Source organism: Kitasatospora sp. NPDC001683 (genome assembly GCF_053596495.1).
In genome coordinates, this window is record NZ_JBSFGK010000061.1 from 18939 (window position 1) to 32194 (window position 13256).

The 13256-nt window shown below is 72.2% G+C and carries 12 protein-coding genes and 1 pseudogene; 3 read left to right on the plus strand and 10 right to left on the minus strand.

The window, feature by feature from the left end; all coding sequences use genetic code 11:
- Positions 1–2: 2 nt before the first annotated feature.
- On the minus strand, positions 3–938 hold the full coding sequence (locus ACWCYO_RS27845; protein WP_449785718.1) for an alkaline phosphatase family protein: 936 nt from the start codon (positions 936–938) through the stop codon (positions 3–5).
- A 242-nt stretch (positions 939–1180) separates the two neighbouring features.
- Between ACWCYO_RS27845 and ACWCYO_RS27850 the strand changes: the two genes are divergently transcribed.
- Both ACWCYO_RS27850 and cobC read left to right on the plus strand, forming a co-directional pair.
- Positions 1181–2584 carry a cobalamin biosynthesis protein gene (locus tag ACWCYO_RS27850; RefSeq protein WP_449785719.1) on the plus strand — a complete coding sequence of 468 codons (1404 nt, stop codon included), beginning with the start codon at positions 1181–1183 and terminating at the stop codon, positions 2582–2584.
- On the plus strand, positions 2581–3627 hold the full coding sequence (cobC, locus tag ACWCYO_RS27855; protein WP_449785720.1) for an Rv2231c family pyridoxal phosphate-dependent protein CobC: 1047 nt from the start codon (positions 2581–2583) through the stop codon (positions 3625–3627). Before ACWCYO_RS27850 ends, cobC begins: the two co-directional genes overlap by 4 nt.
- A gap of 246 nt (positions 3628–3873) precedes the next feature.
- On the opposite strand, the pseudogene ACWCYO_RS27860 reads toward cobC, so the two are convergent.
- The 6 genes and pseudogenes from ACWCYO_RS27860 to ACWCYO_RS27885 all read right to left on the minus strand — a co-directional run.
- A pseudogene (locus ACWCYO_RS27860) lies at positions 3874–3975 on the minus strand (MOSC domain-containing protein); the annotation flags it as partial.
- Positions 3969–4505 (minus strand): hypothetical protein, encoded by a 537-nt coding sequence (locus ACWCYO_RS27865; RefSeq protein WP_270143181.1) that lies wholly within the window; start codon positions 4503–4505, stop codon positions 3969–3971. The gene ACWCYO_RS27865 and the pseudogene ACWCYO_RS27860, both read right to left, overlap by 7 nt.
- Before the next feature lie 114 nt (positions 4506–4619).
- Positions 4620–5642 (minus strand): glutamine synthetase, encoded by a 1023-nt coding sequence (gene glnII / locus ACWCYO_RS27870; protein WP_270143183.1) that lies wholly within the window; start codon positions 5640–5642, stop codon positions 4620–4622.
- 250 nt (positions 5643–5892) lie between these two features.
- Positions 5893–6837, minus strand: a complete 945-nt coding sequence (locus ACWCYO_RS27875) for an SCO1860 family LAETG-anchored protein (protein ID WP_270143185.1) — start codon at positions 6835–6837, stop codon at positions 5893–5895.
- A gap of 210 nt (positions 6838–7047) precedes the next feature.
- A complete protein-coding gene (locus ACWCYO_RS27880; RefSeq protein WP_270143187.1) occupies positions 7048–7725 on the minus strand; it encodes a uracil-DNA glycosylase in 678 nt (225 codons plus the stop codon).
- Between the two features lie 120 nt (positions 7726–7845).
- The gene (locus tag ACWCYO_RS27885) at positions 7846–8937 is read right to left on the minus strand and encodes an amidohydrolase family protein (RefSeq protein ID WP_270143189.1); all 1092 of its coding nucleotides are present in this window, start codon (positions 8935–8937) and stop codon (positions 7846–7848) included.
- A 329-nt stretch (positions 8938–9266) separates the two neighbouring features.
- On the opposite strand from ACWCYO_RS27885, the gene ACWCYO_RS27890 reads away from it, so the two are divergent.
- On the plus strand, positions 9267–10346 hold the full coding sequence (locus ACWCYO_RS27890) for a pyridoxal-phosphate-dependent aminotransferase family protein (protein ID WP_270143191.1): 1080 nt from the start codon (positions 9267–9269) through the stop codon (positions 10344–10346).
- Positions 10347–10401: 55 nt separating this feature from the next.
- Here the strand turns inward: ACWCYO_RS27890 and ACWCYO_RS27895 are convergent, their stop codons facing one another.
- The 3 genes from ACWCYO_RS27895 to ACWCYO_RS27905 form a co-directional block, all read right to left on the minus strand.
- Complete coding sequence (locus ACWCYO_RS27895) at positions 10402–12042, minus strand: APC family permease (protein WP_270143193.1); 1641 nt, start codon at positions 12040–12042, stop codon at positions 10402–10404.
- Positions 12043–12219: 177 nt separating this feature from the next.
- Positions 12220–12429 carry a DUF397 domain-containing protein gene (locus ACWCYO_RS27900; protein ID WP_449785721.1) on the minus strand — a complete coding sequence of 70 codons (210 nt, stop codon included), beginning with the start codon at positions 12427–12429 and terminating at the stop codon, positions 12220–12222.
- The gene (locus tag ACWCYO_RS27905) at positions 12416–13249 is read right to left on the minus strand and encodes a helix-turn-helix domain-containing protein (protein WP_449785722.1); all 834 of its coding nucleotides are present in this window, start codon (positions 13247–13249) and stop codon (positions 12416–12418) included. Before ACWCYO_RS27905 ends, ACWCYO_RS27900 begins: the two co-directional genes overlap by 14 nt.
- Positions 13250–13256 lie beyond the last annotated feature (7 nt).

Consider the following 13256-nt stretch of genomic DNA (forward strand, 5'->3'; position numbering starts at 1 on the left):
CGTCAGTTCCAGATGCCGGTGATGTCGGTGGCGTTGGCGGAGTTGCCGGCGTGGGCGTTGACGCCGGCCAGGTCCTCCAGGGTGTGCAGCACGTCGTAGTGGTTGTAGGTGGTGGCGGTGGAGCTGCCGGGGGCGACGTGGGCGCCGTAGAGGAGGGTCGGGATGCGGTTGCCGGAGAGGCGGTTGTCCTCGTCGAAGGTCACCACCAGCAGGCTGTTGTTGCTCTTGGCCCACTGGGCGTACGCGTCGAGGTTGGTCTGCAGCCAGGAGTCGCCGGTGCCCACCGAACAGTCGTGCATGTCGTCGCACAGGTCCGGGATGACGAAGGAGACCTTGGGCAGGGTGGTGAAGTCGCTCGGGAAGGCGTCCATGCCGTAGGCGCTGGAGGTGGGCACGTTGCCGAAGCCGAACCACGGGTTGTGCTTCTGGGCGTAGTTGCCGCTGCTGCAGTCGGTGGCGCCGACGGCGGGCAGGCCCTCGTTGTAGCTGGCCCAGGTCTGGTTGGCGGCGAGCAGCTCGGAGGCCAGGTTGGGCTGCTGCAGCGCGCCGACGTCCACGCAGCTGTCGTCCGTGACGCCCTGCGAGCTGCCGGAGAACAGCATGTAGTAGTTCGGCTGGCTGGGGTGGGTGAGCGCGTACGACTGGGTCAGCGTCGCGCCGCCGGCGACCAGGGTGCCGTTGATGTACGGCGCGCTGGAGCGGCCGATGACCTGCGAGTACGCGTGGTTCTCCAGGACCACGACGACGACGTGGTCGGGCGAGGGCAGACCGGCCGCGGTGTCGGCGGCCGCGCTGCCGCCGGCGGCCCACAGTCCGAGCGAGCCGGCGACCAGGCCGAGGCCGGTGGCGAGGGCGGTGAACGGGCGGAGCCTGCGGCGACGGGCGGGGCGCGGGCCGGCGGTGGGGGTGCCGGGGGTGCGGAGTCGTGCGAAGGCCATGGGGTCCTCCGTGTGTCGGGGCTTCCCGGGCGGGAGCGCCGAGAACAGTAGGATTACGGCGGTGTCGTGTACCGCACAAGAGAAGTGAAGAACAGAAGAACAGCTGCGAGGCGGTCCTGATACGGAGCAACCCGCGTCGGCGGCGGATGTCACACGCGCCGCGATTGACCCCTTTCGGCCGCGCGTGGTGGGATCACGGGGGCCCGCCAGCGTAGGGCCGGGGACGGCAAGGAGTGCGGTACGTGATCGGACTGGTCGCCATCTACGGGCCGGGCCGCCCGCTGGCCAACGAACTGCAGGCCCTCTGGCCGGAGAGCAGCCACCTCTACCAGGCCTCGCGCGGCAACTGCTTCCAGGGGCCGGAGGCGATGCACTTCGCCCTCAGCCGGCACCGGCAGGTGATCGCCGTCGGCTCGCTCGCCGCCGTCGTCGGACTGCTGACCGACCACCGCATCGACATCCCGCGCGGCGCCGACGTGCTCTGCGTGGACCCGGGGCGGCGCTGGGTGATCCCGCTGACCCACACCGACTCGGCCGAGGAGCTGGCCCGGGAGGTGGCGGCCGCCCTCGGCGTCACCCCGGTGTTCACCGGCCCGCTGCCCGCCCCCGAGGACCCGCTCGACGTCCTGACCCCGCACGCCGTGCGCCACTACCGGGCCGGTGCCACCGCGACCGCCGAGGCGGCGGCGGACGGACGCCCCGTCCGGCTGGTCACCGAGGTGCCGTACCCGCTGCCCGCGCTGCCCCCGAACGTCCGGCCGGACGCGCCCGAGGACGCCCCCGTCCTGCGGATCACCGACCAGGAGGACCCGGACGGCAGCGACCTCCTGGTCGTCCCGCGCACCCTGGTCGTCGGCATCGGGGCGGGCAGCGGCACCGAGGCGGCCGACGCGATGAAGCTGCTGATGGCCGTGCTCAAGGAGACCGGCCACCTGCGCTCGGCGATCGCCCGGCTGGCCACCGTGGCCGGCAAGGCGGACCACCCCGCGGTGCGCTGGGCCGCGCGATGCCTGAACGTGCCGGTGGACGAGCACCCGGCGGAGGAGCTGGCGCGGCTCACGGTGCCGAACCCGTCCGAGGCCGTCGGTGCGGCGGTCGGCACCGCGAGCGTCGCCGAGGCGGCGGCGCTGGCGAGCGCCAACAGTGGTCAAAGCGGCGGTCAACTCGTGGTCGCCAAGCGGAAGTCGGCGACGGCCACGGTGGCGATCGCCCGGACCGCGGTGCGCGGACGGCTGGCGCTGGTCGGCCTCGGACCGGGGTCGCACGACCTGCTGGTGCCGCGCGCACTGGCGGAACTGCGGCGCGCCTCGGTGGTGGTGGGTCGGCCGGCGGCGGTCGAGGCGGTGGCCGAGCTGCTCCGCCCGGGCACCCGGCAGGTCGCGGTACCGGAGCCCGGGACGATACGGAACAAGCGCGGAGCGGTACTGGACTGGGCCGGAGTGGCGACGGACGGCACCGGACAGGTCGTCGACCACACCGGGGCGGCCGTCACCCTGGCCGCGCACGGGCACGCCGTCGCCCTGGTCGCCCTCGGCGACGGCGCGGAGCTCACCGTGCCGCCCGGCGCGTACGACGTCCTACGGGTGCCCGGGCTGCCCGCCTCGCCCACCCTGCCCGCGCTGCCTGACGAGGGGGCTTCCGCATGACCGCCCACGAACCCGACCTGCGCCACCACGGCGACGCCGAGGTGCGGGCCGACGGACGCGGCCTGGTCGACCTCGCCGTCAACGTCCGCACCGGCACGCCCCCGAGCTGGCTGCGCGAGCGCCTGGCCGCCAGCCTCGGCGACCTCGCCGCCTACCCCGACCAGAGCGCCGCCCGCGCCGCGGTGGCCGCCCGGCACGGGCGCCCGGTCCAGGAGGTGCTGCTCACCTCGGGGGCGGCGGAGGCCTTCGTGCTGCTCGCGCGCGTGCTGACTTCTCGTCACATCGTCGTCGTGCACCCCCAGTTCACCGAACCGGAGGCCGCACTGCGGGACGCCGGGCACCGGGTGCACCGGGTGCTGCTCTCCCCCGAGGACGGCTTCCGACTGGGCGCCGTCCCCGAGGAGGCGGACCTGGTCGTCCTCGGCAACCCGACCAACCCGACCTCCGTCCTGCACCCCGCCGAGGCCGTCGCCGGGCTCGCCCGGCCCGGGCGCACCCTGGTGGTGGACGAGGCGTTCATGGACACCGTGCCCGGCGAGCGGGAGTCCCTCGCCCCGGTCCGGGACCTGCCCGGCCAGGTCGTCGTGCTGCGCAGCCTCACCAAGACCTGGGGCCTGGCCGGGCTGCGGATCGGCTACGTGCTCGGACCGGCGCCGCTGATCGCCGCCCTCGGCGCCGCGCAGCCGCTCTGGCCGGTCTCCACCCCGGCCCTGGTCGCCGCCGAGCTGTGCAGCGGGTCGCCGGCACTGGCCGAGGCGGACCAGGCCGCCGCCGAACTCGCCATCCGGCGCGGGTACTTGGTGAAGGGCCTGGCCACCTTCCCGACGCTGCGGATGTCCGGCGAGCCGGCCGCCTCCTTCGTCCTGGTCCGACTGCCGGGCGCGGCCGCGGTCCGCGAGCGGCTGCGCGAGCACGGCTTCGCCGTCCGGCGCGGGGACACCTTCCCCGGCCTCGGCGAGGACTGGCTGCGGATCGCCGTACGGGACGAGCAGACCACCGACCGCTTCCTCAACGCCCTGGAGACGGTGCTCAGTTCGACCTGAGGTCGGTCAGCCTGACCTCGGCACCGGCCTCGATCCGGCCGGGCGCCAGCACCTGCGCGTAGACCCCCGCGCAGGGCAGTGCCGGCATCCCCTCCAACGGGACCAGCCGGTTGCGCTCGGCCGGTACCCGCAGCGCCTCCGCCCGGCGGGGCAGCGGGCCGTGCCGCAGGGTGGGGACGGCGCAGCGTGGTTCTTCGCACTGGCCACCCGTCCGGTCGCCAGGTCCAGCAGCGCCCGCTCCCGGTCCCCCGCCAGGCCCCGTCCGGACACCTCGGCCGCCGAAAGCTCCTCCCCCAGCAGCGACTTGACCGGATAGCGGCGCAGCCGCTCCACCTGGCCGATCAGCATTCGTCCTCCGCCCACTCCCGCAGCGCCGCGAAGTGCAGCTCCTGCAGTCCCGCCCGGGGATCGACCCAGAGCGGCAGCGCCTCCCCCGGATGGTTCGCCGCGATCCACTCGATGTCCTGCGGCCCGAGTTCGTCGTCCAGCCACACGAACGGCCGCCCGTCCGCCCAGGCGACGACGTCCCTGGTCTTCCAGTGCAACCCGTCCGGATCCTCCCCGAACAGCTCCGTCCAGGAGATGTAGGGGAGTTCGGGCAGCCCGAGGTTCGGGCCGATGAGGGCGTTCGCCTCGTCCATCCAGGTGGTCGCCCACACCAGCTGGTACGGCAGCGCCAGCAACTCCGTCCCGTGCTCCGGGTTCAGCCACACCCGCAACGGCTTCGCCTCGCCGTTCGCCCGCCGGCTCTGCCGCTCCGCCCACCAGGTGGGCATCAGCTGGTGGCTGCGGTACCCGGCCGGCCGCCGGAGCCTCGGCGCGGCATAGGGATTGAGCGGTCCGTCCACGTCGAGCAGGAGCAGCGGCTGTTCGGTCATGCCGTGAATTGTCGACTGGGCGACCGGGATTGACCAGTGATTTGCCCCATGACCCAACGCCCGCAGGCCCTTCCCCGAGCGGGGAAGGGCCTGCGGGTGAGCGGAACTCGGGGATCAGACCTGGCCGGCCTTCTCCAGGGCCTCGCAGCAGGTGTTGATCAGGAGGCGGGTGACGACGTAGGGGTCGACGTTGGCGTTCGGGCGGCGGTCCTCGATGTAGCCCTTCTGCTCCACCTCGACCTGCCACGGGATGCGGACCGAGGCGCCGCGGTTGGAGACGCCGTAGCTGTAGACGTTCCACGGGGCGGTCTCGTGCTTGCCGGTCAGGCGGGACTGGATGTCGTCACCGTACTGGTTGACGTGCTCCAGCACCTTCTCCTGGGAGGCGCCGAGCGACTCGCAGGCGGTGATGATGGCGTCGTAGCCCTCGCGCATCGCCTTGGTGGAGAAGTTGGTGTGCGCACCCGCGCCGTTCCAGTCGCCACGGGCCGGCTTGGCGTCCAGGGTGGCGTCGATGCCGAACTCCTCGGCGGTGCGGTAGAGCAGGTAGCGGGCGATCCACAGGTCGTCCGAGACGGTCAGCGCGTCGACCGGGCCGATCTGGAACTCCCACTGGCCGGGCATGACCTCGGCGTTGATGCCGCAGATGGCCAGGCCGGCGTCGAGGCAGCGGTCCAGGTGCAGCTCGACGATCTCGCGGCCGAAGACCTCCTCGGCGCCGACGCCGCAGTAGTAGCCGCCCTGCGGGGCCGGGTAGCCGCCCTCCGGGAAGCCGAGCGGGCGGGAGCCCTTGAAGAAGGTGTACTCCTGCTCGATGCCGAAGATCGACTCCTGCGCGGCGTACTTCTCGTCGACCTCGCGCAGCAGGGCGCGGGTGTTGGACTCGTGCGGGGTGCCGTCCGTCTCCAGGACCTCGCAGAGGACCAGGATGTGGTCGCCGCCGCGGATCGGGTCCTTGACGACCTTCACCGGCTCCAGCACGCGGTCCGAGGCGTGACCCTCGGCCTGGTTGGTCGAGGAACCGTCGAAGCCCCAGGTGGGGATCTTGTCGGCGTTCGGCAGGACGCGAGTCTTGGAGCGGAGCTTCGCGGTCGGCTTGGTGCCGTCGATCCAGATGTACTCGGCCTTGATTGCCACGGCTGGTCCCTCGCAGTGCTGGGTGGTGGGTGCCCGCGTAGCGTCGCAAGCCGCCGTTTCCCGGTTGTTCCTCTCATGTAACGCGCATGTGAACCAACCGTCCGCAGTGGCACGGTTACGGTGCGGGAGTGCCGGGCGCGGCACCCCGCACCGCTTCCGGTGGCCGGGCGCGCTCAGCGCCGGCGGGCGTCCGCGGCCTCAACGCCTGGGAGGGCGTACCCGGCCTCAGTGCCGGCAGGCGTGCGCGGCCTCAGTGCCGGCGGGCGTGCGCGGCCCGGCGGCGCCGGGTGGCCCACAGGGCGGCCGCGCCGCCCGCGACCAGTGCGGCCGCGCCGGCGGCCAGCGGGCCGGTGGCGCTGCTGCCGCCGGTGCTGGCGAGCTTCTCGGGCTTGTCGGTCCTGTCCACCGCCGCCTGGGGCACCGCGGCCCGCGAGGTGGTGGCGTCGACGACCGGCTGGGCGGTGGGCGCCGTGCTCGGGGTGTCCGTGGGAGCGGGGGCGACGGGCTTCTCGCAGCTCACCGAGGCGACGGTGACCGTACCGGTGACCTTGGCGACGTTCAGGTTCAGCGGGTTCACCTCCACCTGCACCTCCAGCGCCGAGGCGGCGGCGGTGGTCGTGGTGGTGGTCTTCTTGGAGAACTCCACCGACACACTGCCGACCAGCGGCACGTCCACCTTGGTCGGGCCGTACAGGCCGACCGTGACGGGCTTGCCCAGCACGGTCAGCTTGGCCGGTGCGACCACGTCCGCGGTCGGCTGCCCGTCGACCGGACAGGTGACCTCGGCGCTCATCGCCTCCAGGCCGAGCAGCGCGGTGGCGGGCAGACCGGGGGCGTGCACGTCGGCGTTGACCAGCTTGACGGAGGCGGCGGTGCCCTTGGCGTCGGCGCGGGTGACGGACTTGCCGATGTCGGCCTTGACCAGCTCGACCGGGCCGCGCTGGTCGACGCCGTCCACCTTGGCGGTGAGGACGGAGCCTCCCCCAGCCTCCGGCTGGGGGGACCCCCATCGCTGCGCGGGTGTCTCCACCTTGTTGAGCGCGAGGTCCACCGGGACGTCCACGGCGTTGTTCAACAGCTTGACGTCCAGGGCGAGTTCGGCGGTGACGGCGCGCGCCTTGCCGGGTGAGGGCGCGGCAGCGGGGGCCGGAGCCGCCTGGACGGGCCCGGCGGTGAGCAGTGTGCTCACCACCACGGCGGCGGATGCGGAAACGGTTCGGCGAGACGGCCGAGAGGACATGGCGGGACCCCCACACAGATGAAACGATGAGCCGCCAGTCTTCTCGAACGATCCGTCACATGAGCAACACGGAACGTCATTTCACCCGTAGGAGTGAGATTGGCGTTCCGCACCGATCCCGATCTGCTACGGGCCGCCCGGCGCCGCCCGGACGCGTCAACTCCGCTACGGCAGCCGCCAGTCCACCGGCTGCGCGCCCTGGCGCACCAGCAGCTCGTTCGCCCGGCTGAACGGCCGCGAGCCGAAGAAGCCGCTACTGGCCGAGTACGGGCTCGGGTGCGCCGACTCGATCGCCGGGACGTCCCCGAGCAGCGGCCGCAGGTTACGGGCGTCGCGGCCCCACAGGATCGCCACCAACGGGCCGCCGCGCGCCACCAGTGCCCGGATCGCCTGCTCGGTGACCTCCTCCCAGCCCTTGCCCCGGTGCGCGGCGGGCTTGCGCGGGGCGGTGGTCAGCGCCCGGTTGAGCAGCAGCACGCCCTGGTTCGTCCACGGGGTGAGGTCCCCGTTGGACGGCTGCGGCAGGCCGAGGTCGGTGCCGTACTCCTGGAAGATGTTGATCAGGCTCGCCGGGATCGGCCGCACCTCCGGCCCCACCGAGAAACTGAGCCCGACGGCGTGACCGGGCGTGGGGTACGGGTCCTGCCCGACGATCAGCACCCGCACGTCGGCGAGGGGCTGCTGGAAGGCCCGCAGCACGTTCGGGCCGGAGGGCAGGTAGGTGCGGCCGGCGGCCAGTTCGGCGCGCAGGAAGTCGCCCATGGCGGCGACCCGTCCGGCGACGGGTTCCAGGGCGGTGGCCCAGCCGGGCTCGACGATCTCGTTCAGTGGACGCGGTGCCATGGGCGTCACCCTATCGGCCGATACCGACAGGGCGTCACCTCGCACGATCACCTAAACGATCACGCGAACGACCACCGCGAACGACCACCGCGAACGACCGCTCACAGGGCACCCGACCGCTCACCCCACCGGCCGCCCCCGCAGCACCACCAGCAGCGGGTCCGCGAGCACCCGGACGTCCGCCCGCGGATCCTCCCGGTACACCACGAAGTCGGCCGGCGCACCCTCCTCCAGCCCCGGCCGCCCGAGCCACGCCCGCGCGCCCCAACTCGCCGCCGACAGCGCCTCCGCCGGGCTCAGCCCCGCCTTCACCAGCTCCGCCACCTCGTCCGCGACCAGCCCGTGCGCCAGCGAGCCGCCCGCGTCCGTGCCGACGAACACCGGGATCCCCGCGTCGTGCGCGGCGCCGACGGTGTCGTAGCGGCGCTCGTGCAGCCGCCGCATGTGCGCCGACCAGGCCGGGAACTTGGTCTCCCCGCCGGCCGCCAGCTCCGGGAAGGTGGCGATGTTGACCAGCGTCGGGACGATGGCCACGCCGCGCTCGGCGAAGGCCGGGATCAGCTCCTCGGTCAGCCCGGTGGCGTGCTCGACGCAGTCGATCCCGGCCGCCAGCAGGTCCGGCAGCGACTCGGCCGAGAAGCAGTGCGCGGTGACCCGGGCGCCCTCCTCGTGGGCCGCCGCGATCGCCTCGGCCAGCGCGTCGCCGGGCCAGCAGGCGGCGAGGTCGCCGCGCTCGCGGTCGATCCAGTCGCCGACCAGCTTCACCCAGCCGTCGCCGCGCCGGGCCTCGGCCCGCACGTACGCGGCGAGGTCGCCGGGCTCGATCTCGTGGGCGTAGTTGCGGATGTAGCGGCGGGTGCGGGCGATGTGCCGCCCGGCCCGGATGATCCGGGGCAGGTCCTCGCGCTCGTCGATCCAGCGGGTGTCGGCAGCCGAACCGGCGTCGCGGATCAGCAGGGTGCCGGCGTCACGGTCGGTGAGCGCCTGCTTCTCGCTGGTCTCGGCGTCCACCGCGCCGTGCGCGTCCAGGCCGACGTGGCAGTGCGCGTCCACCAGGCCGGGCAGCACCCAGCCGGTCACCGTCCGGACGTCCCCGGCGGTCGGCGGGCGGGTGAAGCTCACCCGGCCGTCCACCACCCAGAGTTCGTCCCGGACCTCCTCCGGACCGACCAGCACCCGACCCCGGACGTGCAGCACCGCGCCATCACTCATGGCCGCACTCTACCGACGGGCGGGTTCCGTGTAAGCAGTGAGAATGCGGCAGACTCGTTGCCGCACCCACCATCCGCCCCGCGAAAGGCTTTCCGACCGTGAGCGAGCGCAGCGAGCGAACCATCAAGAGGCGTGCGTGGGCGAATGCCCCTGCCGAGCGAAGCGAGGCGGGCGCGTGAGCGAGCGCAGCGAGCGAACCATCAAGAGGCGTGCGTGGGCGAATGCCCCTGCCGAGCGAAGCGAGGCGGGCGCATGAGCGAGCGCAGCGAGCGAGCCATCAAGAGGCGTGCGTGGGCGAATGCCCCTGCCGAGCGAAGCGAGGCGGGCGCATGAGTCCGTTCCTCGACCTCCCCCCGCTCAGCGCCGCCGGGTTCGCCGCGATCGAGGACCAGGTGGCCGCGCTGCTGCACACCGAAGCCGATGTCATCGTCACGCAGGGTGAGGCCCTGCTCCCGCTGGAGGCCGCGATCCGCGGCGCCGCCCACCCCGGCTCCACCGCGCTCAACATCGTCACCGGCCCGTACGGGCAGACCTTCGGCAACTGGCTGCGCTCCTGCGGGGCGACCGTCGTCGACCTCGCCGTGCCCTTCGACAGCGCGGTGAGCGCCGGACAGGTCGCCGAGGCGCTCGAAAGCCACCCGCAGATCGACTTCGTCTCCCTGGTGCACGCCGAGGCCGCCACCGGCAACACCAACCCGGTCGCCGAGATCGCCGCCGTGGTCCGCGAGCACGGCGCCCTGCTGATGGTCGACGCGGTCGCCTCGGTCGCCGCCGAGCCGCTGCTCACCGACGAGTGGGGCATCGACCTTTGCGTGATCGGCGGCCAGAAGGCGATGGGCGGCCCGGCCGGGGTCTCCGCCGTCTCCGTCTCCGAGCGCGCCTGGGAGCGGATCGCCGCCAACCCGGCCGCCCCGCGCCGCTCCTACCTCTCCCTGCTCGACTGGAAGGAGCGCTGGACCGACGCCGGTCGCACCGTACTCCCGCACGCCCCGGCCCAGTTGGAGATGCTGGCGCTCGGCGCCTGCCTGGACCGGATCACCGCCGACGGCCTGCCCGCCGTGATCGCCCGCCACCGCGCCGCCTCCGCCGCCACCCGGGCCGGCGTGCGGGCACTCAGTACGCTCAGCCCGTACGTCCACCAGGACGCCCACGCGGCCCCGGTCGCCACCACCCTGCGCACCCCGGCCGGCCTGCACGCCGCCGAACTCGCCGCCACCCTCGACCCGGCGCTGCCCGTCCAGCCCGGCGGCGGGGCACTGGCGGCCTCCATGCTCCGGGTGAACCACTACGGCCAGGCGGCCTCGCTGGACACCGTCCGCGCCTGCCTGACCGCGCTCGCCGGCGCGACCAAGGCCGACGCCGAGGCGGCGCTGACGGCCGCCGAGGCGGCCTGGAACGCGACCGTCTAGGAAACGCCGAACGGCCCCCGAAACGATTGTTCGGGGGCCGTTCTCCCTACTGGACTCAGTGCCCGCCCGCGTCCACCACCTCGACGCCGCGGATGTTCCGCTCGATCTCCTCCGCCGACAGCGCGACAGCCAGCGCCCAGTAGTAGACGATCAGCGAGAACACCACCACGACCAGGATGTCCCACCACAGCGGCAGGTTCCCCCGCGCGCCCACGCCGAAGGTGCCCTGCCAGGAGATGACCCCCATCCCGACCAGGTAGACCGGCAGCCACTGCCCCGCCTTGAAGTCCATCCGCGGCGCGTTCGGCACCCCCTTCGAGGCGGCGTACGCGGAGTACCCGCCGAGGAGCAGGTACCCGATCACGATCGCCAGGCCGAGGCGCCACAGGGTGTCCCAGCCGGCCCAGTAGATGACCAGGCTCGCCACCACGAAGGCGATGGGCGAGATGATCGTGCCGCCGGGCAGGTGGTACGAGCGCTCCATCCCCGGCAGCCGCTTGCGCAGCACCCCGAAGGCCAGCGGCGCCCCCGCGTACATCAGCACCACGGCCGAGGTGATGAAGCCGACCAGCCGCTGCCAGCTCGGGAACGGCAGGAAGCAGATCACCCCGGCGACCCAGGCGATGAGCAGGCCGAGCCAGGGCACCGAGTTGCGGTCGGTGTACTGCAGGGCGGGCGGCGCGTAGCCGTTGCGGCTGAGGCCGTAGGTGACCCGCGAGCTGGAGGTGATGTAGACCAGCCCGGTGCCGGCCGGCGAGACCACGGCGTCGATGAACAGGACGGTGGCCAGCCAGCCCAGGCCGATCAGGGTCGCCAGGCCCGCGAACGGGCCACTGACGCCGGGGTAGGTGAGCTTGCTCCAGCCCCCCGCGAAGGTCTCCGGCGGCAGGGCGCCGATGAACACCACCTGGAGCATCAGGTAGATGATCGTGCCGACCAGCACCGAGCCGAGCACCGCCCGGGGGATGTCCTTGCGGGGGTTGCGGCTCTCCCCCGCCCACTGGATGGCCTGCTCGAAGCCGAGCAGCGCGAAGATCACGCCGCTGGTGCTGATCGCCGCCAGCACGCCCTTGGCGCCGTCCGGCGCGAAGCCGTGGGCAGTGAAGTTGGAGCCGTGGAACTCGGTGAACCCGAGGGCGAAGATGGTCAGGATCGGGATGGCGACCTTCCACACCGTGGCCGCGCTGTTGGTGTGGGCGAGCAGCCGGACGCCGAGGAAGTTGATCGCGACGAAGACACCGAGCAGCACGGCCGCCACGACGAAACCGGAGCCGGTCAGCGTCAGGTCCGGGTTGAGGAAACCGTCCGCCCAGGTCCAGTGCCGGGCGTAGTTGATCATCGCCTGCACCTCGATCGGTGCGATGGTCGCCGCCTGCAGCCAGGTGAACCAGCCGAAGGACATCCCGGCGAAGCCGCCGAAGGCGTAGTGGGGGTAGCGCGCCGTACCGCCCGCGACCGGGAACAGCCCGCCCAGTTCGGCGTGGATCAACGCCAGCAGGATGATGGCCACCGCACCGATACCCCAGGACAGCAGGGCGGCCGGCCCGGCCGCCACCGCCGCCACCTGCGCCCCGAACAGCCAGCCGGACCCGATGATCGCACCCACCGACGCCCAGAGCAGCCCGGCGAGGCCGACCTCACGCTTGAGCCCGGTGTGCCCCGTGGGAGGCGATGACGTCGTGTCGGGATGGGCCATGGCGCAACCGCCTCTCGAATCGGGGGGAGAAATCCCCCCGACAGTGCCGCAGCCCCGGCGGGTCCCCTCGCCCCGAAACACCCACCGTCCTGCGCCCTCACCCGAACGGTCGCAGGGCCGCACGCCGTACGGGCCCGCCCCGAAGGACCCCCGGGGCGGGCCCGTCACTCATTTGGCTCAGACGGTGCCGAACTCCCCGCTGCGCACGGCGGAGACGAAGGCCGACCAGGCATCGGCCGGGAAGACCAGGGCAGGGCCGTGGGGATCCTTGCTGTCCCTTACGGGCACCCGGCCGAGGAACCCGTCCGCGACCTCCACGCACTGCCCTTCCTGGACGCTGTAACTACTCGTACGCCATGCGGCGCCTGTCAGGTCATCCATCCTCATAACCTCTCCGAACTTGCCGGATGAACTCTCGGCTCTCCGAGCGGGACAACGCCTCGACTTGCAGTTGATCGTACTCACCAGCCCACTCGGCCAAGATGTCTGGTTCCCGCTCAAGGAAGCCCCGTCGCTGTGTCTCGGCATATCCCACGATGGTCCTGTTGGGCAGCTTCAGCAAGGTAATTGGAAGCCCGAAAGGCCTGTCCTCACCGACTGAGAAGGGGCTGATCTGCACAACCATCTGGGGCTGGACGGACAGCTGCTCCAGATGAACGAGCTGCTCCACCATGACATCCCGGCCACCGATGGCTCGGCGCAGGCAACCCTCGTCTATCACCGCGTGAACTCGAGGCGCCGGATGCTGGCTCAGGCGTTGTTGTCGATGCAGCAGCAGCGAGAGTCGTTCTTCAGCCTGCTGTTGAGTTGCCCACCCTCGGCGGACTCGCGCCTCCTGGTACACCCTCGCGTAGGCAGGAGTCTGGAAGAGGCTTGGAATGATGTTGATCTCGAACAACCGCAGAGCCACAGCGTCCGCCTCACAGCGCAGGTACTCACCGAATCCCTCGAACAGAACTCTCTGCCCCGCCTTGCGCCACTCTCGTTCGAAACGCTCGGGTGTCTCGAACGCAACATCAAGTCTTCTTGCGAATCGCTGAGTTGGAGGCTTGCGACCAGTTTCAACGGCGGACACATGAACGGCCGAGTAGCCAGTGAGCTCCGCGAGATGTTCCTGCGTCCAGCCCCTCGCCTCTCTCAACGCGCGAACTTCCGCACCAAACTTGGCAGCGGGCGAGGCATCTGGATCAAGTTCCTTGCGATTCATGATCGTT

Coding starts and splice junctions, on each gene's coding strand:
- cobC (WP_449785720.1), top strand. CDS start 2,581: ATGACCGCCCACGAACCCGACCTGCGCCACCACGGCGACGCCGAGGTG.
- ACWCYO_RS27885 (WP_270143189.1), bottom strand. CDS start 8,937: ATGAGTGATGGCGCGGTGCTGCACGTCCGGGGTCGGGTGCTGGTCGGT.
- ACWCYO_RS27905 (WP_449785722.1), bottom strand. CDS start 13,249: ATGAATCGCAAGGAACTTGATCCAGATGCCTCGCCCGCTGCCAAGTTT.
- ACWCYO_RS27890 (WP_270143191.1), top strand. CDS start 9,267: ATGAGTCCGTTCCTCGACCTCCCCCCGCTCAGCGCCGCCGGGTTCGCC.
- ACWCYO_RS27865 (WP_270143181.1), bottom strand. CDS start 4,505: ATGACCGAACAGCCGCTGCTCCTGCTCGACGTGGACGGACCGCTCAAT.
- ACWCYO_RS27880 (WP_270143187.1), bottom strand. CDS start 7,725: ATGGCACCGCGTCCACTGAACGAGATCGTCGAGCCCGGCTGGGCCACC.
- ACWCYO_RS27845 (WP_449785718.1), bottom strand. CDS start 938: ATGGCCTTCGCACGACTCCGCACCCCCGGCACCCCCACCGCCGGCCCG.
- ACWCYO_RS27895 (WP_270143193.1), bottom strand. CDS start 12,042: ATGGCCCATCCCGACACGACGTCATCGCCTCCCACGGGGCACACCGGG.
- ACWCYO_RS27900 (WP_449785721.1), bottom strand. CDS start 12,429: ATGAGGATGGATGACCTGACAGGCGCCGCATGGCGTACGAGTAGTTAC.